Annotated in this window: 21 protein-coding genes and 1 pseudogene; 16 read left to right on the top strand and 6 right to left on the bottom strand. The window is 72.9% G+C overall.

Features of this window, described 5'->3' with window-relative positions:
- Positions 1-44 precede the first annotated feature (44 nt).
- On the top strand, positions 45-752 hold the full coding sequence (locus HDA43_RS12490; protein ID WP_179820027.1) for a class I SAM-dependent methyltransferase: 708 nt from the start codon (positions 45-47) through the stop codon (positions 750-752).
- Positions 753-943: 191 nt separating this feature from the next.
- On the opposite strand, the gene HDA43_RS12485 is transcribed toward HDA43_RS12490, so the two are convergent.
- Positions 944-1,360 carry a winged helix-turn-helix transcriptional regulator gene (locus HDA43_RS12485; RefSeq protein WP_312873209.1) on the bottom strand — a complete coding sequence of 139 codons (417 nt, stop codon included), beginning with the start codon at positions 1,358-1,360 and terminating at the stop codon, positions 944-946.
- Positions 1,361-1,472: 112 nt separating this feature from the next.
- Between HDA43_RS12485 and HDA43_RS12480 the strand changes: the two genes are divergently transcribed.
- From HDA43_RS12480 to HDA43_RS12465, 4 genes are all read left to right on the top strand, one after another.
- Complete coding sequence (locus tag HDA43_RS12480; protein ID WP_246423966.1) at positions 1,473-2,333, top strand: NAD(P)H-binding protein; 861 nt, start codon at positions 1,473-1,475, stop codon at positions 2,331-2,333.
- 164 nt (positions 2,334-2,497) lie between these two features.
- Positions 2,498-3,268, top strand: a complete 771-nt coding sequence (locus HDA43_RS12475; RefSeq protein ID WP_179820025.1) for an NAD(P)H-binding protein — start codon at positions 2,498-2,500, stop codon at positions 3,266-3,268.
- Between the two features lie 160 nt (positions 3,269-3,428).
- Complete coding sequence (locus HDA43_RS12470) at positions 3,429-4,040, top strand: helix-turn-helix domain-containing protein (RefSeq protein ID WP_179820022.1); 612 nt, start codon at positions 3,429-3,431, stop codon at positions 4,038-4,040.
- Positions 4,037-5,383, top strand: a complete 1,347-nt coding sequence (locus HDA43_RS12465) for an MFS transporter (RefSeq protein ID WP_218911698.1) — start codon at positions 4,037-4,039, stop codon at positions 5,381-5,383. The genes HDA43_RS12470 and HDA43_RS12465 overlap by 4 nt, the downstream gene beginning before the upstream one ends.
- On the opposite strand, the gene HDA43_RS12460 is transcribed toward HDA43_RS12465, so the two are convergent.
- Both HDA43_RS12460 and HDA43_RS12455 read right to left on the bottom strand, forming a co-directional pair.
- On the bottom strand, positions 5,343-6,734 hold the full coding sequence (locus HDA43_RS12460) for a hypothetical protein (protein WP_218911697.1): 1,392 nt from the start codon (positions 6,732-6,734) through the stop codon (positions 5,343-5,345). The genes HDA43_RS12465 and HDA43_RS12460 overlap by 41 nt on opposite strands.
- Positions 6,731-7,831, bottom strand: a complete 1,101-nt coding sequence (locus HDA43_RS12455) for a ThiF family adenylyltransferase (RefSeq protein ID WP_179820019.1) — start codon at positions 7,829-7,831, stop codon at positions 6,731-6,733. Before HDA43_RS12455 ends, HDA43_RS12460 begins: the two co-directional genes overlap by 4 nt.
- A 335-nt stretch (positions 7,832-8,166) precedes the next feature.
- Here HDA43_RS12455 and HDA43_RS36675 point away from each other — a divergent pair.
- The 5 genes and pseudogenes from HDA43_RS36675 to HDA43_RS12430 all read left to right on the top strand — a co-directional run.
- Positions 8,167-8,400, top strand: a pseudogene (locus HDA43_RS36675) (AfsR/SARP family transcriptional regulator); the annotation flags it as partial.
- Positions 8,401-8,422: 22 nt separating this feature from the next.
- The gene (locus HDA43_RS12445; protein ID WP_179820016.1) at positions 8,423-10,369 is read left to right on the top strand and encodes a tetratricopeptide repeat protein; all 1,947 of its coding nucleotides are present in this window, start codon (positions 8,423-8,425) and stop codon (positions 10,367-10,369) included.
- A gap of 52 nt (positions 10,370-10,421) precedes the next feature.
- Entirely contained in the window at positions 10,422-10,757 is a 336-nt protein-coding gene (locus HDA43_RS12440; RefSeq protein WP_246423965.1) for a hypothetical protein, read from the top strand.
- Positions 10,754-11,152, top strand: coding sequence for a type II toxin-antitoxin system VapC family toxin (locus HDA43_RS12435; RefSeq protein WP_179820013.1), 399 nt, complete (start codon positions 10,754-10,756; stop codon positions 11,150-11,152). Before HDA43_RS12440 ends, HDA43_RS12435 begins: the two co-directional genes overlap by 4 nt.
- Before the next feature lie 96 nt (positions 11,153-11,248).
- Positions 11,249-12,067, top strand: coding sequence for an SDR family oxidoreductase (locus HDA43_RS12430; protein ID WP_179820011.1), 819 nt, complete (start codon positions 11,249-11,251; stop codon positions 12,065-12,067).
- 470 nt (positions 12,068-12,537) lie between these two features.
- Here HDA43_RS12430 and HDA43_RS12425 read toward each other — a convergent pair whose 3' ends face one another.
- Positions 12,538-13,341: an aminotransferase class IV family protein gene (locus HDA43_RS12425; protein ID WP_179820008.1), complete on the bottom strand. Its 804-nt coding sequence runs from the start codon at positions 13,339-13,341 to the stop codon at positions 12,538-12,540.
- Between the two features lie 118 nt (positions 13,342-13,459).
- Between HDA43_RS12425 and HDA43_RS12420 the strand changes: the two genes are divergently transcribed.
- Complete coding sequence (locus tag HDA43_RS12420; RefSeq protein ID WP_179820006.1) at positions 13,460-13,804, top strand: MerR family transcriptional regulator; 345 nt, start codon at positions 13,460-13,462, stop codon at positions 13,802-13,804.
- 241 nt (positions 13,805-14,045) lie between these two features.
- Positions 14,046-14,816: an alpha/beta fold hydrolase gene (locus HDA43_RS12415; protein ID WP_179820003.1), complete on the top strand. Its 771-nt coding sequence runs from the start codon at positions 14,046-14,048 to the stop codon at positions 14,814-14,816.
- A 31-nt stretch (positions 14,817-14,847) separates the two neighbouring features.
- Here the strand turns inward: HDA43_RS12415 and HDA43_RS12410 are convergent, their stop codons facing one another.
- Both HDA43_RS12410 and HDA43_RS12405 read right to left on the bottom strand, forming a co-directional pair.
- Positions 14,848-15,138, bottom strand: coding sequence for a hypothetical protein (locus tag HDA43_RS12410; RefSeq protein WP_179820001.1), 291 nt, complete (start codon positions 15,136-15,138; stop codon positions 14,848-14,850).
- An 81-nt stretch (positions 15,139-15,219) separates the two neighbouring features.
- A complete protein-coding gene (locus HDA43_RS12405; protein WP_179819999.1) occupies positions 15,220-15,672 on the bottom strand; it encodes a carboxymuconolactone decarboxylase family protein in 453 nt (150 codons plus the stop codon).
- A gap of 152 nt (positions 15,673-15,824) precedes the next feature.
- On the opposite strand from HDA43_RS12405, the gene HDA43_RS12400 reads away from it, so the two are divergent.
- From HDA43_RS12400 to HDA43_RS12385, 4 genes are all read left to right on the top strand, one after another.
- Positions 15,825-18,641, top strand: a complete 2,817-nt coding sequence (locus HDA43_RS12400; RefSeq protein WP_218911696.1) for an AfsR/SARP family transcriptional regulator — start codon at positions 15,825-15,827, stop codon at positions 18,639-18,641.
- 130 nt (positions 18,642-18,771) lie between these two features.
- Positions 18,772-19,755 carry a BtrH N-terminal domain-containing protein gene (locus HDA43_RS12395; RefSeq protein WP_179819997.1) on the top strand — a complete coding sequence of 328 codons (984 nt, stop codon included), beginning with the start codon at positions 18,772-18,774 and terminating at the stop codon, positions 19,753-19,755.
- Positions 19,756-19,889: 134 nt separating this feature from the next.
- Entirely contained in the window at positions 19,890-20,888 is a 999-nt protein-coding gene (locus HDA43_RS12390) for an efflux ABC transporter ATPase subunit, DrrA-related (RefSeq protein ID WP_179819994.1), read from the top strand.
- On the top strand, positions 20,885-21,742 hold the full coding sequence (locus HDA43_RS12385; RefSeq protein WP_246423964.1) for an ABC transporter permease: 858 nt from the start codon (positions 20,885-20,887) through the stop codon (positions 21,740-21,742). The genes HDA43_RS12390 and HDA43_RS12385 overlap by 4 nt, the downstream gene beginning before the upstream one ends.
- The last annotated feature ends 5 nt before the right edge of the window (positions 21,743-21,747 follow it).

Raw genomic sequence — 21,747 nt, 5'->3', positions numbered from 1 at the left:
GATTCGTCCCGATCGGCGGTCCGTTCGGGCTAGCGTTGCCCGCCATGACCGACTTCATCGCCCTCCCCTTCTACGACCTTCTCCATGAGAACGCGCATGTGCCGGAGATCCGCGAGAAGCTGCCCCCGCTCCTCACCGGGGTACGGCGGAGCATCCTGGAGATCGGCGCGGGGACCGGCCTGATCACCACGTCGCTGGCCGACTGGACCCCGGCCGAGATCTTCGCGCTGGAGCCCTCGGCCGGCATGCGCGGGGTGCTGCTGTCGCGGCTGACCGCGCGCCCGGAGCTGCTGGAGCGGGTGACCGTGCTGCCCTGCGACGCGCTGGGCCTGGACCTGGCCGAGCCGGTCGAGGCCATGGTGATGATCAACGTGATGTACGCCCTGGAGCCGGACTACCGCGCGCGGCTCTGGCCGATGCTGGCCGCCCACCTGGAACCCGGCGGCCTGCTGGTCTTCACCTGGCGCGACGGCGGCCCGCCCGCGCCGGGTCCGATGCGGGAGCTGGACTCGCGGCGGGTGGGCCGGCACACCTACACGGTCCTGTCGGAGATCATCGAGTCGGACGGGGAGGAGGCGTGCAAGGCCCGGTACCTCTACCGGATCACCGAAGGCGACAGGGTGGTCGACGAGCAGGAGATCGTCGGCCACGCCTACCGCCCCTCGCGGGAGGTGATCGAGAAGGAGCTGACCGGGGCGGGTTTCACCCGGGCCGACGCGCCCGAGGGACTCCTCGCCTGGCGGCTCCCCTGAGGCGGCGGACGGCCTGACGCGGGCCGTCGCGGGCTCGCCCGAGAGATGAACGCCCGGCCGCGGTCCCTTCGTGGGACGCGGCCGGGCCGTCCGGGAGGCCGAGGCACCCGGCCGCCGGAGCGCGGACCGGTCAGGTGGTGACGCCGGTCCGCCCGCCCGGTCCGCCCGCCCGAGGCGGCCGGGCCGGAGCGCTACGCGGTCGGCGAGGCGTCGTAGTCGTGCCGGGCCCGTTCGACCTCGCCGAGATTGGTGGCGGCCCACTCGGCGAGATGGGCGAACAGCGGGGCGAGGCTGCGGCCGAGCTCACTGATCTCGTACTCCACCCGAGGGGGGACCTCCGGGTGATAGGTGCGCACGATCAGGCCGTCGCGTTCGAGCTGACGCAGCCGCTGGGTCAGCACCTTCGGGGTGATCGTGGTGATCCGTCGTTGCAGCTCGACGAACCGTTGGCGGCCGTGCGCGTGGAGCGTCCACAGGATCGGCGTGGTCCACCTGCTGAACACGATGTCCACGACCGGGGCGATCGGGCAGGCGTTCCCGGGGTCGGCCGACGCGTCCGCCGGCCAGGGCATGTCACCGCCCATGCCGCCCTCCTCTGAGATAGTCACTTTCCTCTAGGTACCTACTATACCGGCGGTGTTAGCGTCGCCTGAGCCGCGGCGGAGTCACCGCCCCGGTGAGGTCCCCGTCCGTTCGGACGTGGAGGACCAGGGTCACGTTATGAGGGAGCTGTTCATGATCGTGGTGACGGGCGCGACGGGCAACGTCGGCCGATCGCTCGTACGGATACTCGCGGACGCGGGACGGCGGGTGACGGCGACGTCCCGGCGGATCTCGGACGCGGACGTGCCGCGGGGAGTCCGGCACCACCGGGTTGATCTCACCACCCCGGAGGTCCTCCGGCCGGTTTTGGACGGCGCCGACGCGCTGTTCCTGCACGACACCGCCACCAGCGCGCACCTGCTGAGGCCGCAGGACATCCTTGACGCGGCCAAGGCCGGTGGAGTGGGACGGGTCGTGGTGCTGTCCTCCCAGGGGGTCGCGACCCGGCCGGCCTCGGCCTCCCACGGGATCGTGGGACGGTCCATCGAGGACGCCGTCCGGCGGTCGGGTATGGACTGGACCATCCTGCGGCCCGGCGGTTTCCACTCCAACGCCTACGCCTGGTCGGAATCGGTCCGCACCCGGCGGACCGTCGCCGCGCCCTTCGGCGACATCGGCCTGCCGACCGTCGACCCGGCCGACATCGCCGGCGTCGCCGCCGCGGCGTTGCACGAGGACGGCCACGCCGGGCAGGTCTACGAACTGACCGGGCCCGCCCTCACCACACCCCGGCAGCGGGTCCGGGCGATCGGTGACGCGCTCGGCGAACCCGTCCGGTTCGTCGAGCAGACCCGCGACGAGGCCCGCGCGGAGATGCTGCGGTTCATGCCCGAGCCCGTGGTCGAGACCACCCTGGCCATCCTCGGTGAGCCCACCCCCGCCGAGCGGCGCGTCAGCCCCGATGTCGAGCGGGTCCTCGGCCGCGCGCCGGGGAGCTTCGCCGACTGGGCCCGCCGCCACGCCGCCGCCTTCCGGTGATCTACGCATCCGCAGGCCGGTCACGTCCACCGTCCCGTGCGGGACGCGAGGGCACGGCGCCACCGGTTTTCCGGCCGGCGGGAACCGCGGCCGGAAAACCGGTGGCGCCGCACCGCCCGCCGGGAATTCACTGAGGGCCACCGCACACAGAGTGGAGTCCTCCGTTGATCGCAGTCTCGGCCGCCTCCGGCGCGCTCGGCCGCCTCGTCATCGCTCACCTGCGCACCCGGGCGGAGGTGGTCGCCGTGGTGCGCGACCCCGGACGGGCCCCCGAGGGCGTCCCGGTACGGCGCGGCGACTACGACGACCCGGCGAGCCTGCGCGAAGCCTTCGACGGGATCGACCGGCTGCTGCTGATCTCGTCCCCGGAGCTCGACACCGCCCGCCGGATCGGGCAGCACCTGGCCGCCGTGGCCGCCGCGAAGGACGCCGGCGTCGGCGCCGTCGTCTTCACCAGCTTCCTGGGGGCCGACACCGCCGCCACCGGCCTGACCGAGGCGTACCACGCCACCGAGCGGGCCGTCCTCGGCAGCGGCCTGCCGTACACGATCCTGCGGCATCCCTTCTACGGCGACCCGTTCGTCCCGCGGGTCTCCGGCGGGGAGCTGACCGCGAGCACCGGGGGACGCGGCCTGAACACCGCGTTCCGGTCGGACCTGGCCGAGGCCGCCGCGAACGTGCTGACGGGCGAGGGGCACCTGGGCCGGGCGTACGACCTCACCGGCCCGCTGTGGAGCCACCCGGAGGTGGCCGCGGCGCTGGGGGTGCCGTACCGGGAGGTGCCGGACGCCGGTCCGGGCGCCATGAGCTGGATCAACGCCCAGGTGCGCGCGGGACTGCTGGAGCGGCAGACCCCCGACCTGGAGCGGGTGCTCGGCAGGCCCGCCGAGACGGTCGTCTCCCGCGCCCTGGAGCTTCACGCCACGCCGCGCTGATCGTCCGGCGCCGGAAGCGCTGCCCGTCCGGCGCCGGAAGCGCTGATCGTCCGGCACCGGAAGCGCTGCCCGTCCGGCACCGGGACCACTGCCCGTCCGGCACCGGATCCAATGCACAAGAGTCATTGCACAAGAATTGTTGTTCATCTAGGGTGAGGTGATGCGCGATCATCAGACGGGCGGCGAGGCGGACGAGACGCCGAAGGCCCGCGTGACGGACCAGGTGCGCGAGGTGCGCGACTCGAAGGTGCTGGCCGCGATGTCCCACCCGCTGCGCCGGCGCCTGCTGGACATCCTGCGGGTGGACGGCCCCTCCACGGCGTCCGTGCTCGCCGGGAAGTCCGGGCAGGCCGTCGGCAACATCAGCCACCACCTGAAGGTCCTCGCCGCGAGCGAGCTCGTGGAGGAGGTCCCCGAGCTCGCCCGCGACCGCCGGGAACGCTGGTGGCGCAGGTCGCCGGGCGCCCTCAACTGGTCGCCGTCGGACTTCCCCGACGACCCCGTGGCGGCGGCGGCCGAATCCCTGGTCCTGGAGCGGCAGACCGCCCTCGTCCGGCAGTGGTTCGCCGCGCGCGACGACTACCCCGAGCCGTGGCGGCGGGCCGCGTTCACCACCGACCACTGGGCGAGGCTGTCGGTCGCCGAGCTCGCCGAGCTGGAGGAGAAGATCTTCGCCCTGCTCGCCTCGCTGGCGGACCGGGAGGTCCCCGACGACGGGCAGGAGCGCGAGCTCGTCTTCCTGTCCGTCCGCGCCGTTCCCGGGCAGCCGTGACCGCGGCGGCCGCCACGCCGGCCGTACGGGGCGGGTCGCTGAGGACGCGCGACTTCCGGCTGCTGTGGATCGGCGAGACGACGAGCATGCTCGGCAGCGCCGTCGCCGGCGTGGCGCTGCCGCTGGTCGCCGTGGTCACCCTGCGCGCCGGAACCTTCTCCGTCGGGCTGCTGACCGCGGCCGCCTGGCTGCCGTGGCTGCTGGTCGGGCTGCCCGCCGGCGCGTGGGTGGACCGGCTGCCGAAACGGCCGGTGATGCTGGCGTGCAACACCGTCTCGATGGCGGTGTTCGCGAGCGTGCCGGTCGCGGCGTGGTCCGGCGCGCTCACGATGGCGCACCTGCTCGCGGCGGCCACGGCGGGCGGGGCGGCGAAGGTGTTCTTCAACCTCGCCTACCGCGCCTACCTCCCCACCCTGGTCGGAGACGAGCGGCTGCTCGCGGCCAACACCAGGCTCCAGGGCAGCGAGTCGGCCGCGCAGGTCGCCGGCCCGGGACTGGCGGGGCTGCTCGCGCAGGGCTTCGGCGCGGTCAGCGGCGTGCTGGCCGACGCGGTCAGCTTCGGCGTCGCCGTACTGTGCCTGCGCTCCATCCGCACACGCGAGACACGCCGGGACGGTACGGCGGGCGAGACGCGCCAGGGTGGCAAGGGGGACGGGACACGCCGGGACGGTACGGCGAGGCGGCGGCTGCGCGCGGAGATCCGCGACGGGCTGCGGTTCGTCGTGGGCGATCCGTACCTGCGCACGCTCACCGTCTTCAGCGCGCTGTCCAACATCGCGCTGATGGGCTACCAGTCGATCCAGGTCGTGTTCCTCGCCCGGAACCTCGGCGCCCAGCCCGGGCAGGTGGGCGTGGTGCTGGCCCTGGCCGGCGCGGGCGGCCTGCTGGGGGCGGCGCTGGCCGGCCGGATCGCCGCGCGGTTCGGGACGGCACGGGGATTCCTGCTGTGCGAGGCGTTCGCCGCGCCGATGCTGCTGCTCGGACCGGCCGGCAGCGGCGGCACGGGCCTGGTGTTCTTCACCGCCGCCGGTTTCGGCGCGGGCGCGGGCATCGTCGCCTCGAACATCCTGACCGGCACCTTCCGCCAGCGGTACTGCCCGGCCGAGATGTTCGGGCGGATCACCGCGAGCACCTCGGCGCTGAACTACGGCGCGATCCCCCTCGGCGGGTTGCTCGGCGGCGTGCTGGGCGAGGCGGTCGGCGTCCGCGGGACCATGTGGCTGATGGCCGCCGTCCAGCTCCTCTCCCTCACCGTTCTGCTGCTCGGCCCGCTCCGCCCCCTGCGCGACTTCCCCACGGAGCTCAGGCCCGCCGGGCGGCGAGCCGTCCCGCGTACTCCTTGACCGCCAGCGACAGGGCCAGGGTCTCCGGGCCCAGCAGCAGGCCCGCGCAGAGCAGCCGGTACCAGAACCCGGCGGACAGGGGGCCCTCGGCCAGGCCGCCGGCCGCCCAGCGCAGGACCTCCGCGAAGACCGGCAGCAGCAGGAGGCAGAACCAGACGACCACGCCGACGAACCCCGCCAGCCACACCCAGCGGAACCAGCGCCCGACCCGCAGGTCGGTCTCGGTCGCCTCCGCCAGCTCCCCGGCCTCCTCCGCCGTCAGCCTCCCGAAGGCCCGCCGCAGCATCAGCGACTTCACCCGCCACAGGTTGCGGCAGCCCAGGGCGTTGACCAGCACCGCGTAGAGGTCGGTGCGGAGGAAGACCAGGCTCTGCCAGAGCATCTGCATGACCTTGATGAACACCCAGGCGGCCAGTAGCGACCCGACCAGGTCCGGGGCCGCCCAGTGGCCGGTGTCGATCAGCAGCCGTCCGGTGAGCAGCACGGAGTCAACGGCCAGGCCCGCCAGCAGCGGGCCGTACCTGCGGCGGCGCGGGAGCGTCCACAACTGGGTGAGGTCCGTCTCGAAGACGAGCATCCACATGCGGCGGTCGACGCCGAAGCGGGTCTGGATGCCGAGGGCCCGCGCGCCGAGCCAGTGGCCGCACTCGTGGCTGGCCGCCGCGAACCACACGAAGGGAAGCCAGGCCAGCGCGCTCAGCCCGGTGTCGTCGAAGGGGAAGGCGTCCTCGGCCGGACCGGGGAGCAGGCCGGGGCGGAGGGCGAAGACGCCCAGCGCGTACAGCAGGCAGGCGGCGTAGCAGGCCCAGGCCACGGGGCCGAAGAAGGGGCGCACCGTCTCCGGGCGGATGCCGGTCATCCAGCGGCGGGCCTGGATGGGCGCGGTGCGGACGGGCTCCGACGCGGCGCCGTCCCCCGGATCCCCGTCGCCGTCCTCCCCGGCCAGGAAGCCGAGCTCCCCGAGGGTGGCCACGAACGACGGCACGTTGACCGGCTGGCCGGCGAACTCCTCGGCCTCGGCCGCCGCCTCGTCGACGCTCGCGCCGCGCTGGAGAGCGGCGATCACCACCCCGCCGACCGCCGGGATCGTCACGAACGTCCCGGTGGCCGGGTCGCCCACCAGGACCTCGTCCTCGCCTTCGGGAACGACGCTGAGCGGCCTGAGCCTGACCGTGGCGGAACCGCCGACGGCCGCCGCTCCGGGGCCGCTCACCTGCTCGGGCGCGGCCTCCGGCTCCGATACGGCCGCCGGCTCGGGCGCGGTCACCGGTTCCGCCACGGTCACCGGTTCGGGTGCGGTCGCCGATCCGGGAGCCGCCCCCGGGGCCGTCACCGGTTCGGAGGCGGTCATCGGGCCTCGTCCCCGCGCGGTGGCGCCAGGCGGCAGACCGGGCACTCCGGGTTCTTCGGCAGCGGCTGCCACTCCGGCACCAGTCCCTGCCGCAGGTCGAGGGTGACGCGGAACCCGGCCGCGCGGGGCGGCTCGTAACCGGTGAGGTACCGCTGCGCCTCGAAGGCGAGCAGCGAGCCGACCTGCATCGCCATCGGCCCGGTGAGCGGGTTGCTCAGCTTCATGTTCTCCGCGATCCGGTAGGCGACCCCCTCCGGGCCGTCCTCGGCGGGCCGGTCCGCGTAGTCGCAGGCCAGGCAGGCCGTACGGCCCGGGTCCACGGAGAGGTACATCAGCTGGGAGCGGTTGGCGCCCCCCAGGACGTAGGGGACGCCGGCCCGGACCGCGGCCTCGTTCGCCCAGAGGTTGGCGTGCGGATGACCGTCGAGGCCGCCCGCGATCAGGTCGACGCCCGGCACCAGGTCGGCGAGGTCCTCGGGGGCGGAGACCCAGCGGTCGACGGCGTTCACCTTGATGCCCGGGTCGTAGTCGCGCACCCACGCGGCCGCGCGTTCGGCCTTCGACAGGCCGATGTCCGCGTGGTGGTAGAGGAACTGCCGGGCGAAGTTACGGGGTTCGACGCGGTCCTGGTCGACCAGCGTCATCTCGCCGACGCCGAGGCCGGCCAGGCACTGCACCAGGGAGGAGCCGCCCCCGCCGACGCCGAGCACCAGGACGTGGGCCTCGCGCATCGACCGGAGGAACCCGGTGCGGCGGCGGTCCAGGGTGGCGTGGGTGCCGTAGAAGCTGAGGTTGGAGAAGTGCCGCTCGTCCTCGTCCGGGTCGCCGAGGGTCCTGCCGTCGGCGTCTTCGACCAGGCCCAGGGAGTCGAGTCCGCGCAGGCCCCGGCCGACGTCCTCCTCCGAGAGGCGGAACCCGCGCCCGCCGAGGGCGGCGCTCAGCTCGGCCGCGGTCCGCGGGGCCCGGCGCAACTCCTCAAGGAGGGCGGCCACCTGCCCGTCGGGGTCGCTCAGGGTCGTCGCCTCGCGAGCGTCGAAGACCACGATGAGATCCTCGCCGACCGTCTCCCACTCGCATTCCTTCAACGCCACACGCATCGTGTCTCCCGCGCCGGCACGCGTCCAGGGTCCCGCGGGGAGGGCTGCGGCGCGTACGAGAGGCTTCTCGTATCCCTCCCCGCGGGAGAAATCGTCAGGCGACGTCAGCGCCTCAGGTGGCGGGGTTCTGGGTCGCCTTGACGGACTCGACCTTCTTGACCTTGATCTCCATGGCTGCCTCCTCACGAGGTTGTGCGGCTGAAGTGCCGCTCGTGACCAGAGTGTGGCCCGGTGCTGAAATGGCGCTGATTTTCCGCTGAGCCGGGGGTTGGGCTGCCAAGCGGTGATCATGAGGGACACTCACCGAGGCGTTCGGGGGCTGGAGGCAGGAACGAGTGACCGCGGAGGGCGTTGACTTCCGTCTGCTGGGACCCGTGGGGGTGTGGGACGCCGGGCGGCGGCTGGGCCCGTCCACCGCGCAGCAGCGGACCGTGCTGGCGACGCTGCTGCTCGAACCGGGACGGCCGGTGCCCGTGGCCCGGCTGGAGACCGCGCTGTGGGGCGGCGAGCCGCCCGGCTCCTCCCGCAACGCCGTACAGGGGCACATCTCCCGGCTCCGCCGGCTGCTGGCCCCGTTCCCCGAGGCGGCCCTTGACACCTCGGCGCGCACCTCCCCCGGACACCGAGCTGTTCACCGCCCGGGAGGAGGAGCTGGCCGCCCTGGACCGCCTGACGCTCCCGCCCGCGGGCTCCCCGCCCACGGCGCACGTGATGGCGCCCTGCGTCATCACCGGCACCGGCGGCGTCGGCAAGACCACCCTGGCCGTGCACTGGGCGCACCGGGTGCGCGACCGCTTCCCCGACGGCCAGCTCTACGTGAACCTCCAGGGATTCGGCCCCACCGACATCGCCCGGACGCCGGCCGATGCGGTGCGGCTGTTCCTGGACGCCCTGCAGGTGCCGTCGCAGCTGATACCCGCCACGCTGGAGGCGCGGGTCGGGCTCTACCGAAGCCTGCTGGCGGAGCGGCGCATGCTGATCCTGCTCGACAACGCCCTCGACTCGGACCAGGTCCGGCCGCTGCTGCCCAACGCGCCCGGCTGCCTGGCGCTGATCACCAGCCGCGCCGAGCTGACCGGCTTGGTCGCCGCGGAGGGCGCCCGCACGCTGTCGCTGGGACTGTTCTCCCCGGCACACTCCCGCGAGCTCCTGACGCGGCGGCTCGGCGTGGACAAGGTGGGCGCCGAGCCGAAGGCGGTCGACGACATCGTCTCCCGGTGCGCCGGGCTGCCGCTGGCCCTGGCCATCGTGGCCGCCCGCGCCCACGCCCGCCCGGCGTTCCCGCTCCGCACGCTCATCTCGGGACTCGCCGCCGACGCGGCCAAGGACGGGTGCGGCGCCGACGGCACCGCCGTGGCCGCCGCCGGCCTGGCCGGGATACCCGTACGGCAGGCCCACCACCTGCTCACCGAGCTGACCCGGGCCAACCTGGCGGCGGAGCGCTCCCCGGGCCGGTACGGCTGGCACGACCTGCTGCGGGTGTACGCCGAGGAGCTGACCCGCCTGCACGACTCGGAGGCCGAGCGCCGCGAGGCGCTGCACCGGCTGCTCGACCACTACCTGCACAGCGCCCGCCTCGGCGACCGGCTCCTCGACCTGTACCACCGCGTGCCGCTGGCCCCGGCGCCACCGCGGCCCGGCGTGGTCCTGGCCCGCATCACCGACCGCGCGCAGAGCCTGGCGTGGTTCGGCCGTGAGCACCGGACGCTGCTCGCCATGATCCGGCACGTCGCGCGCTCCGGGTTCGACGCGCACGCCTGGCAGCTGGCCGGCGCCTGCTGGGGCTTCCTGTCCCAGGAGGGGCGCTCCGACGACCAGGCGGCCATGCACCACATCGCGCTGGAGGCGGCGGCCCGGCTGGACGACCCGGCCGCGCAGGCCCACGCCCGCGTCGGGCTCGCCCAGGCCCTCATCCGGCTGGGCCAGGACGACGCGAGCGCGTCCCATCTGCGGGAGGCGCTCGACCTGTTCGGCGGGCTCGGGGACCCCGCCGGGCAGGCACTCTGCCTCATCTACCTCAGCGTCGTGGAGGACCGCCACGGCCGGTACGCGGAGGGGCTGGCCATGAGCGAGCGGGCGCTGCGGCTGTACCGGGCGGCCGGCGACCGGGCGGGCGAGGGCCGGGTCCTGAACAACATCGGCTGGTTCCACGCGCAGCTCGGGGCGTACGAGGAGGCGCTGCGCCACTGCGAGGAGGCGCTGGCCGTCCATTGTGAGCTGGACGACAAGCCCGGCGAGTCGGCCACGCTCGACAGCCTGGGCCACATCCACCACCTGCTCGGCCGGTACGAGCAGGCGATCGACTACTACCGCCGGTCACTGGCCTGGCGCCGGGGCGGGAAACGCGCGCTCGGCGCCCGCACCCTGCGGCGGCTGGGCGAGGCCCAGCTGGCCGCCGGACGGCTGAGCGAGGGCAGGGACACCCTGCGGCGCGCCCTCGACCTCGTCGCCGAACTGGCCCCCGGCGACGCCGACGCGCTCCGCGCCCGGATCAGCCGCCTCAACGAACCGGACGAACCACCGGCCCAAGATTCCTGAGGCTCAGAGCCCTTGCGCCTTCAGTACGCATCGGGACCGGCCCATCCTCTGCATGAAAACCGTCCGCCGCATCCCGCTCTATAGCATTTCCAATGCCATACTTGGAGTCATGGCTGACGAGGTGGAGTTTCCTCCCGGTGACGGTCCCACCAACGGGATCTCCGTCACCCTGACCGCCGGCACCCTGCAGGCGATCCGTGATCGGGTCGGCAAGCGGGGTGTCTCGGCGTACCTGGAGAGGGCGGCTCAGCGGCAGATCGAGCGGGACAACCTGGACGAACTGATCGCTGATTTCGAACGGACGCACGGCCCGGCCGATCCGGAGGCGGTGACGGCCAAACGCATCCGGCTCACCGGTGGCACTTCGGACGCCGGAGCGGCCGCGTGAGCGGTGCCCTGGTCCTGGACAGCGAGGGCCTGGCGAAGGCCGTACAGCGCGACCGGGAGATTCACGAGTGGCTGACGGCGGCTCGTGACGCGGACCTACCGGTCGTCACCTCGGCCGCGGTGCTCGTCGAGGCGATCCACCCGAAGATCAGTGATGCCGCGCTGAAGTGGACGCTGTCCCGGTTGCGTGTGGAGCCGGTCACCCAGGCGATCGCGTACTCCGCCACCACCCTGTTACGCACCGCGGGATTGCACGGCCACAAGTACGCCATCGACGCCATGCTGTGCGCGACCGCACTGCAGCATCCAGGCCGGGTGACGATCCTGACCTCCGACGTGGAAGACATCGAACTGCTCACCGCCGGGCACCCGCGAGTGCGGATCGAGAAGGCCTGACGCTGATCCAGCGTTATCGCGGCGGTGGCGCGGAAGCATGGACCGACGGCAGCGAGCGGCCAGGCTCCAGGCTGGGTGCTCCACTACGGTCCGGCCATGAGAATCCTCATCGTGGGCGGCAGCGGCTTTCTCGGCGGCGAGCTCGTACGGCGGTCCGTAATGGACGGCCGTGTCGTGGCCGCGACCTATCTGTCCCGGCCGGGAGCAGCCGCGGGGGCCGACTGGCTGCCGCTTGACGTTCGCGACCGTACGGCCGTGGCCGCTCTGATCGGCGAGTTCGGTCCCGACATCGTCGTCAATGCGGCCTTCCGCCAGTCGGACTGGGTGACGACGGCCATGGGCGCCGCTCACGTGGCCGTGGCGACCTCCGAGAACGGCGGACGCCTGGTGCACGTGTCCAGCGATGCCGTCTTCTCCGGTAAGGCGGTCACCTACACCGAGAACTGCGTCCCCGATCCGATCACCCCGTACGGAGCGGCGAAGGCGGCCGCGGAGACGGCCGTGCAGGCGATCGATCCCACCGCGGTGATCGCACGGACATCCCTCATCGTCGGCGACGGCGGTTCTCCCCATGAGGACCTGGTGCGCTCGCTGGCCACAGGCGGCAGGAACGGCGTGTTGTTCACCGATGACGTGCGCTGCCCGGTGCATGTCCGTGACCTGTCAGCGGCTCTCCTGGAGCTTGCGAACTCCGATCGCGCGGGGATCCACCACGTGGCCGGAGCGGACGCGGTGAGCCGGTACGAGCTGGGATGCCTCATCGCGCGGCGTGACGGATTCGATCCGGCCCGGTTGCCGTTCGGCCGGCGCGCCGACACCGACTTGCCTGGACCGGTCGATGTGCGGTTGGACTGCGGTCTGACCCAGCGGCATCTGCGGACCAGACTGCGTGGTGCGCGGGAGTTCGTGAAATAGCCTGCGATGCCTCCCTCACCGCCTCGCCAATCCGGTGTCGGGTGAGCGACCCCCAGGGGTCGCGGGTCCTGGCCGACTGCGTCGGTCGCTGAGGCGGGTGCGGCGAGGCGGTGAGTCCGTCGGTAAGGGGGATGCCGGAAGGGCGTCATCCCTTTCTCGCCGTATCCCCCGCTCCCCGGCGGGCACTGGAGCGTGGTCGCGCGGCCCACCCCCCCGTACGCACGGCTTTCCCCGTCTCTCCTGCCTGCCGAGGCTGCTCCGCAGACGATCGCCGCACGCGCGGGATGTGCGACCACGTTTCGAGGTGTCGTCCCTGCGAACACAGCCTCAAGGAATGGGATGCGGCCCTTCGTGGGGTCACCGCCCGGCCGGTCGTGACCGGCCCTCTGCGTCTCCAGGCTGGTCGCCATCGGCGCGCCCGGCGGCCAGTGGAGGATGGCCCAGTCCGGGGAAGACGGCCGGACGGATCCTCACGGTGAGACGAGCGGTTCGGCCTCGTAGGCCCGGTGCAGCAGTTCCGCGAAGGACGGCGCCTCGGGCAGGGACACGGATCCGATCCGTCGCACCGCCACCCCCGGAGTCCACGAGTTCATGACCACGGCTCCCGCCAGCGCCGGCAGGTCGGCGGGCGTGACCTCCCGGACACGCTGGGGCACGCCGAGGCTGCCCAGTCGCCGGCGGACGATGCCCATCGTGACCCCGGCCAGCATCCCGGCCTCGGGCCACACCACCGCGGTGCCGTCCCAGAAGGCCAGGTTCCAGATCGTCGCCTCGCTGAGCCGGCCCCGGCGGTCGACGAAGGCGGCGTCGTCGAAGCCCTGCTCGACGGCCTGGCGGAGGAGGTACGTCTTGGCCACCTCGCCGACGTGCTTCACGGTAGGGAGGAACCGTTCGTGCTCGACCGTCGCCAGCGCGAGCGGGCCCCGGGGGCCGGACGCGGCCGGTCCGGTGCGCACCAGCAGTTCGAGCCGCGCATCGGCCCCTGCCACCGTGAACTCGCCCGTGGGGGAGTACACCGTGGCCGTCAGCGAATGGTCGGCCGGGCCTGCCTGCGTCGCCGCTCGCAGGCACGCCCGCACCCGGTCGTCGGGCAGCGCCTGGCCGAACAGCGTCACCGAGGCGGAGCGCAGCCGTTCCAGGTGCAGGTCGAGGCCCCGTACCCGGCCGCCGCGCACCTGCATGGCGGTGAAGTGGGCGTAGCCCGCGAAGGCCAGCGGCGCCAGGTCCCCGGCGCGCGCCGTACAGCCGCCACGGTGGACAACGAAAGACGACATGTGACGCTCCAGCAGTGCGAAACGAAACGGATCGCGGACGGTCCGTCTGGAATGCCCGTCCACGAGGCGACGTTAGGGCTTCGCATCAATGTGAAGGTCAAATTCGGAGGCGGGCCGCATGCTGATCGGGGAGCTGTCCCGGCGCACCGGGGTGAGCACCCGGTTGCTGCGCTACTACGAGACGCAGGGACTGATCGAGGCCGGGCGCGGGCCGAACGGCTACCGCCACTACGGCGAGGACTCCGTGGTCACGGTGCGGCAGATCCGCGCCCTGCTGAAGGCCGGCCTGACCACCGAGGTGATCCGTGTCGTGCTGCCGTGCGCGCGGGGTGAGCGCCCGGACTTCGACTGGTGCGCGGAGCTGTGGGACGTCCTGAACGGGGAGCTGGCGGCCATGGACGAGCGCATCGAGGGCCTTCGACGCAACCGCGGCGCCCTCGCGGACTTCCTGACGCGGCCCTGAGCCGCCGTCACGGTCCGACCCCGCTTCGCGGCGTTTTCCGATGCGTGCCTTCGGCGCGCAGAGCCTCGGCGCTTCGGCGGAACGGAGTACGGGAGGCGAACCCCCTGGCGCGGAGCCGTCGGGGCCGGAGTTCCGGTCCGCCGCGCGGGCGCGGTGAACGGCGGGAAAGCAGTGGCGGCCCGCCCGCTCGGGGTGTTGGGAAGGGCGCCGTAACGGGCGGGAGGGGGAGGAGGCCGGAGGCATGGGGATGGTCGGCAGGGTCGTGGCGGGTGGCGTGCCGATCGCGGTGGAGGATCACGGCGGACACGGTCAGGATGTTCTCCTCCTCCACGGCGGCGGACGGTCCCGCGGCGACTGGGACGCCTTCGCCGGGCTTCTCGTGGGCAACGGATTCCGCCCGGTGGCGATGGACCTCCGCGGCCACGGCGAATCCGGGGAGGCGCCGTGGTCATGGCGCGAGGCGCTCGGGGACGTCGCCGCCGTCGTCGAGGAGCACGGGCTTCACCGGCCCGTGGTCGTCGGGCACTCTCTCGGGGGTATGGTCGCCGCGCTGTGGGCCGGTGAGCATCCGGAGTGTCCGCTGGCGGTCAACCTCGACGGTCACGGCAACCCGACGCGGCCCGATCAGTTCTCCGGCCTGGACGAGGGCCGGGCGGACGACGCCTGCCGGGAGATGACCGCGTTCCTGACGGAGATGGGCCGGGGGCTCCCGGAGTGGTTCCTCCAGGTCATGCGGGAGATAGACGCCCTGGATCTGTTCGCCGTCTACCGTGCCGCGCGTTGCCCGCTGCTGGTCGTCAGCGGTGACGCGGCGGCCTTAGCCGGCATGTTCCCCGAACGACTCGTTCCCGCCTGGAACGCCTACTGCCTGTGGACACGGCGGCAGCTCGAAGCGGTCACGGAGGAGCCGAGCCCGGTACGGCATGCCTCCCTGCCGACGGGACACGATCCGCACCCTGAGGACCCCCGGGCTCTGCTCCGTCTCCTGCTCGGACAGCTGAGGCCGGCATGACCGGCACCCGGGCGGCGAGGGCCGTGCGGTGTCAGCGCTCGTCGACGACCCGGCCGTTCAGGGCGGTGGCGTCCCCGGTGAGGGCCATGGTCAGCGGCGCCTCCGGGAAGGTGGGCAGCGCGGCGAGCGCGGCGCCCATCTGCTCGGCGGTCTCCCAGTGCCAGTTGTCGGTGTAGGTGCCGTCCTCAAGCCGGACCAGCACGGTGCGGACGAGCCCGGGATGCCCCTCCCGGATGGTCGCGATCAGCGAGTTCCGGCGGGCCAGGAACTCCTCCAGGTCGGTGTCGGCGACGGAGTAGCGGTGCGAGCGGACGGCGGACATGCCGGTGTCTCCTGTACGTGAGGGGTGATTCGGTGGAGGGGACCCGCCGGGGCCGGTGTCTCCCGTGCGCGGGGCCGGGGTTCACCAGCTGCCGGCGACCTGCCGGATCGGGGCGTTCAGGCGGTTGAAGAGATTGGTGACGGCGGTCATCAGCAGGATCGAGGCGAGCTGCCGCTCGTCGAAGTGGTCGGCGGCCCTGTTCCAGACGTCGTCGGGGACGCCGTCGGCGCGGTCGGCCAGCCGGGTCGACGCCTCCGCCAGCTCCAGCGCGGCCCGCTCGGCGTCGGTGTAGTACGGGGCCTCGCGCCAGGCGGACACCAGGCCGACGCGCTCGTCGCTCGCACCGAGCTTGCGCAGGTTCTTGTAACCGGCGTCGACGCAGAAGCTGCAGCCGTTGATCTGGCTGACCCGCAGGTGGATCATCTCCATGAGCTCCTGCGGGAGCCCCTGCGACTGGGCGGCCCGCATCAGTTCCATGATCGGCTTCATCGCGGCGGGGATGATCGTGGCGGGGTTCTTCATCCGGGCTTCCATCGTGTTTCCTCCGTCTTGGTTCGGGTGAGATCCGCGGTTCGCGGGAGACCGTCTCCTTTGTGGGAGACCGCCTCGGTTCGTGTGAGATCAGAGTGCCTGTCCGGGTTGATACATTCGCGATGCGCGCACGATGCGGTGATCATGGGGGGACGATGCTGCGGTTCACTCTTCTCGGCCCCGTCCAGGTGGTCCTCGACGGTGAGCCCCTGACCGGCATCGCCCCGCGTCACCGCGCGGTGCTGGCCTACCTCCTGCTCAACGCCGGCCGGGTGATCGGCATCGAGCGGCTGATCGACGCGATGTGGGGCCACGACCGGCCCGACACCGCCCGGTCGCAGATCCACGCCTCGATCACCGCGATCCGCAGGGCGCTGCGCGGCGCGGGAGCCGCGGATCTGCTTGAGACGCGTGCCGGCGGCTACGTCGCGCGGCCGGAGCCCGGACAGGTCGACGCGCAGGAGTTCACCGAGCTGGTGGCCGCCGGCGCGCTGCGCGAGGCCCTGGACCTGTGGAGCGGCGAGGCGCTGGAGGACGTGCACGCGCACTACGTCGACGGCGCCCGGGAGCTCTGGAACGACCGGCGCCTTTCGGCCTACGAACGCCTGGTGGAGGGCGAGCTCACCGCCGGGCGGCACGACGGTCTGCTCGACGGGCTCGCCGCCCAGGTGGCCGCCAACCCGCTCCGCGAGAGGCTCAACGGTCATCTCGTCCTGGCCCTGCACCGGGCAGGACGGCAGGCCGACGCCCTCGCCGCGGCGCGCTCCTACCGTACGGCCCTCGCGGACGAGCAGGGCCTCGACCCCGGGCACGCCTTCATCGAGTTGGAGCGGGCGGTCCTGGCGGACGACCCGGTCCTGCGGCCGGCCGGCGCGGCTCCGGCCGTTCCCGGGCCGCCGCGCCGCTCCACCTTCCTGCCCTATGACATTCCCGACTTCTCCGGGCGGGCCGCCGAGCTGGAACGGCTCGTGGGCGAACGGGCCGGGCCGGCGGTCGTCACGATCGACGGCATGGCCGGGATCGGCAAGACCACGCTCGCCGTCCACGCGGCCCACCGGCTGGCAGCCCGCTATCCGGACGGCCGGCTCTTCATCGACCTGCATGCCCACACCGCGGGCCGGGAGCCGCTCGACGCCGCCGCCGCGCTGGAGGCCCTCCTCCGCCAGCTCGGGGTGCCCGCCGACCGCATCCCGGTCACGCCGGCCGAGCGGGGCGCCCTCTGGCGCGCCGAACTGGCCGGCCGCCGGGTGCTCGCCGTACTGGACAACGCCTTCGACGCCGAGCACGTGCGCCCCCTGCTGCCGGGGCACTCCGACACCCTCGTCCTGGTCACCAGCAGGCGGCGGCTCGTCGACCTGGACGGCGCCCAGGCGCTCTCGGTGGACGTGCTGGGCGAGGAGGACGCCGCCGGGCTGTTCGAGCGGATCGTGGGCGAACGCGCCCGCCACGAGCCGGATGCCGTACACGAGGTGCTACGGCTGTGCGGGCGTCTCCCGCTCGCCATCCGGATCTCGGCCGCCCGTCTCCAGCACCGCCCGCGCTGGACCGTGTCCTACCTGGCGGGCCGGCTGCGGGAGCACCGCCGGCTCCTGGACGGGGTGTCGGCGGCCTTCACCATCTCCTACGAGCAACTGGACGAGGCCGAGCGGCGCATGTTCCGCCTGCTCGGGCTGGTACCCGGCCGCGACATCGACGCCTGCGGCGCGGCCGCGCTGGCGGGGATCCCGGAGGACGAGGCGGAGGAACTCCTCGAAGGTCTCCTCGACGCCCACATGCTCCTGCAGCTCGAACCGGGCCGGTACACCTTCCACGACCTGCTCCGCGAGCACGCGCGCTCGATCGCCGAGGACGACGGCGCCGTCCTGCGGCTGCTCACCTACTACCTGCACCGCTCCCGCGCGGCGATGGACCGGCTCTTCCCCGACAGCCTCGGCGAGCGGGAGGGCATCCCCCGGCCGGACACTCCGGTCGCGCCCGTCCGCGACGCCGCGGAGGCGATCGCCTGGCTCGACGCCGAGCGTTCCAACATCATCGCGACCGCCGTCCACGGGCCCGAGATCTGCCTGGGCATGCTGGCCCTGGCGATGCGCCCCTACCTCGACCGGCAGGCGCACCACGACGACGCGCTCACCCTCCACACCCTGTCACTCCGGCGCAGCCGCATGCTCGGCCGCCGCGAGTTCGAGGCGCGAGCGCTCACCGACCTGGCGTGGACCCACTGGCGGCTCGGCGAGTACGAGCGGGCGGAGGAGCACGCGCACCAGGCCCTCGACGCGTGCGAGGAGACCGCCGAACGGGCTCGGGCGCTGCTCACGCTGGGCAACGTGGCCCTGCGCCGGCGGCAGGACGCGCAGGCGGAACGGCATCTCAGGCAGGCGCTCGACCTCACCCGGATCGGCGCCGACACCTGGGGCGAGGCCCACGTGCTCGGCATCCTCGCCCTCGTCCTCGACCGGGCCGGCCGTCCGGAGGAGGCCCGGCGCCATCTCGACCTGGCGTTGGCCCTCCACCGCAAGGTCGGCAACCCGGCGGGGGAGGCGATGACCCTCGACCACCTCGGCGTGGTCCTCCGGCACCAGGGCGAGCCCGACCTGGCGCGCACCCGCCACGAGCAGGCCGCCGCCCTCTACCGCGAGCTCGGCGACACCGCCGGCGAGGCGGCCGCGCTCAACGGGATCGCCGAGGCGGCGGGCGATCCGGCCCGGGCGGTCGAGGAGCACACGACCGCGCTCGCGCTCGCCTGCCTGACGCGCAACCGGCCGGAGCAGGCGCGTGCCCACGACGGCCTGGCACGCGCCCACCTCACGCTCGGGCACCCGGCGCGGGCCCGCGAGCACGGCCGGCTGGCTCTCGGCCTCTACGGCGAGCTCCGCGTTCCGGAGGCCGAGGAGGTCCGAGCCTTCCTGGAGCGGGCCGGAGAGCTCCCGGAGCATGCCGGAGAGCCCGTACGGCAGGACGTCCTCACCCGGTGAGGCCGTGAGCGCTCCGCCGCGGTTGGACTCTCCCACTGTGGGAGGCGTCAAGGTATCTCCGATGATCCTGGTGGCCGGCCAGGGAGGAAACGGGCACGCGCTGGTCGCCCGGTTGTGAGGAGGGCGACGTATGACCATCGTGAAGGACGTCGAGGTTCGCGGCACGCAGCACTGCGAGACGACGACGCTGGGGGTGCTGCTGCGGCACGAGGGACTCGATCTGTCCGAGCCCATGCTGTTCGGGCTGGGCTCGGGCCTGTCCTTCGTCTACTGGGACGGCAAGGGCATGGCGTTCCCCTTCCTCGGAGGCCGCGTCAGGCCTTTCGAGCTCACCAGGAACCTGACCGCCAGGCTGGGGCTGACACTGCTGGTCAAGGAGACCACCTCACCGCGAAAGGCATGGGAGAACGTGGTCGCCCCCATCGACGCCGGCCGGCCGGTCGGCCTTCAGCTCGACTGCTATCACCTGGAGTACTTCCGGTCCAAGGTGCACTTCGGCGGCCATGTGGTCGCCATGTACGGCTACGACGAGCACGACGTCCACCTGGTGGACACCGAACAGCAGGGAGGGGCGGTGCGCGCCGGCAGGGCCGGCCTGGCCATGGCGCGGGCCGAACGCGGCCCGATGACCGCCAGGAACCGATCCTTCACCATCACCCTGCCGGAGCACCCGCCCCGCTGGCAGGACCAGATCATCCCCGCCATCAGGGACTGCGCCGACGCCTTCCTGTCCGCTCCCATCGCGAACCTCGGCCACCGGGGCATCGGGAAGGCCGCCGAGCGGGTGCCCGGATGGCTGCTGCGCGCCGGTGACCCGCGGCGGGACCTGCCGCAGGCGGCCGTCCTCATGGAGGAGGCCGGCACCGGCGGCGCCCTGTTCCGCGCCCTCTATCGCGACTTCCTCGGCGAGTGCGCCCGGCTGATCGACGACAGCGGCCTCCGCACCGGTCACAGGCTGTACGCCGAGGCCGCCACCCTGTGGACGGACGTGGCCGGCCTGATCACGAAGGCCGGGGAGAGCGGCGACGCGGGGCACCTCGAACGGGCCGGCGTCATTCTCCGCGACCTCTCGCGCATCGAGAGCGACGCCATGCAGGTGCTGCGCCGGCTGTAGCCCCACCCGGATCGCGCACGGCCGGTGAAACCGGCGGTTCGGCGGTGAAACCACCGTGAAGCCGCGATGAAGCCGACAGCGCGGAAGCTCTTCTCCGACGCCGGGAGATACCCGGCGGAGAGAGGAGACGTGTCATGGCGGACCTCGATGCCGTCCGCGCCGACGGTCTGGTCAAGGACTTCGGGGACTTCCGGGCCGTGGACGAGATCGACCTCCACGTACGGCAGGGCGAGATCTTCGGAGTCCTCGGCCCCAACGGAGCGGGCAAGACCACCACGCTCCGGATGCTCGCCACCCTGCTCCCGGTCGACGGCGGCCACGCGGAGATCTTCGGCGTCGACGTCCGGCGGGAACCCCACCGGATCCGGCAGCTGGTGGGCGTCACCGGCCAGTACGCCTCGGTGGACGAGGACCTGACAGCCCGGGAGAACCTCCGGCTGTTCGCCCGCCTGCAGGGCCTGACGAGCGCCCGGGCCAAGGCGATCGCCGGTGACCTGCTCGAACGCTTCGGCCTCCAGGAGGCGGCCGACCGCCCCCTGTCCCAGTTCAGCGGTGGCATGCGCCGCCGCCTGGACCTGGCGTCGAGCCTGATCACCCGCCCACCCCTGATCTTCCTGGACGAGCCCACGACCGGCCTCGACCCCAGGACCCGGGGACAGATGTGGGACACCATCCGCGAGCTGGTCACCGACGGTTCCACGATCCTCCTCACCACCCAGTACCTGGACGAGGCCGACCAGCTGGCCGACCGTGTGGCCGTGATCGACCGGGGCCGGAAGGTCGCGGAGGACACCCCCGACGCCCTGAAGACCCAGGTCGGCGACTCGACCCTGCAACTCGGCCTCGCGGACGGCTCCGACCTCGCCCTGGCCGCGGACATCGTCCGCCGGCTGCTGGCCGAGGACCCGGTCCTGACCCCGGAGTCGGGACGCGTGAACATCCCCCTCCCCGACCCGAACCGGGCCGCGGACGTCCTGATCGGCCTGCGGGAAGCGGGCATCGGCATCTCCTCGGTGAGCGTCGCCAAGCCGACGCTGGACGAGGTCTTCCTGGCGCTGACCGGCCACGGCGCCGACGAACCCCGAGCCGGCGAATCCCAGGCCGGCGAACCCCGGATGGAGGCGGCCCGATGACCACGAGCGTCACGACCCCGATGACCCCTGCCCCCGGCGCCCCCCGGCGCGTCGACCCGTCCGCCGCGGTCGCCCGCACCACGTCCCACAGCTCGCTTCAGGAGACCCTGGTCCAGACCCTGGCGATGGCGTGGCGGGCCCTGAAGAAGATGCGCCGCAAGCCCGAGCAGTTCTTCGACGTTCTCATCCAGCCCCTGCTGTTCACGGCGATGTTCGCGTTCATCTTCGGCGGCGCGATCTCCGGCAGCGTGTCGGACTACCTCCCGGTGCTGATCCCCGGCATCCTCGCCCAGACCGCCCTGACCGTCTGCATGGCGACGGGCGTGCAGCTGCGCGAGGACATGGACAAGGGGGTCTTCGACCGCTTCAAGTCCCTGCCGATCGCCAGGATCGCCCCCCTGGCCGGTCCGATGATCGCCGACCTGATCCGCTACGGCATCGCGTCGGTGCTGACGCTCGTCACCGGCCTGATCATCGGCTACCGACCCGGCGGCGGCGTGCTCGGCTGCGTCGGAGGCATCGCGCTCACCGTGATCGCGGGCTGGTCGCTGGCGTGGATCTTCACCTGGCTGGGCACGATGGCGCGCTCGGCGCAGAGCGTCCAGGGCATCTCAATGATGATCATGTTCCCGCTGACCTTCCTGTCCAACGCCTTCGTCCCCGCCGAGACGCTGCCCGGCTGGCTGGAGGCGTTCGTGAAGGTCAACCCGGTGTCGCACGTCGTCTCCGCGGTGCGCGACCTGCTCAACCACGGGGCCGTGACGGCCGAGGTCGGCTGGGCGGTCATCGGCTGCGCGGTCGTCGTCGCGATCTTCGCTCCGCTGGCGGTCCGCTCCTACTCCCGCAAGATGTAGGCGGT

This window comes from Streptosporangium sandarakinum (assembly GCF_013409935.1).
In the GTDB taxonomy this organism is placed as follows: domain Bacteria; phylum Actinomycetota; class Actinomycetes; order Streptosporangiales; family Streptosporangiaceae; genus Streptosporangium; species Streptosporangium nondiastaticum.
Note: the sequence above shows the minus strand (reverse complement) of the source record. Positions and strands in the feature narration are given on the sequence as shown.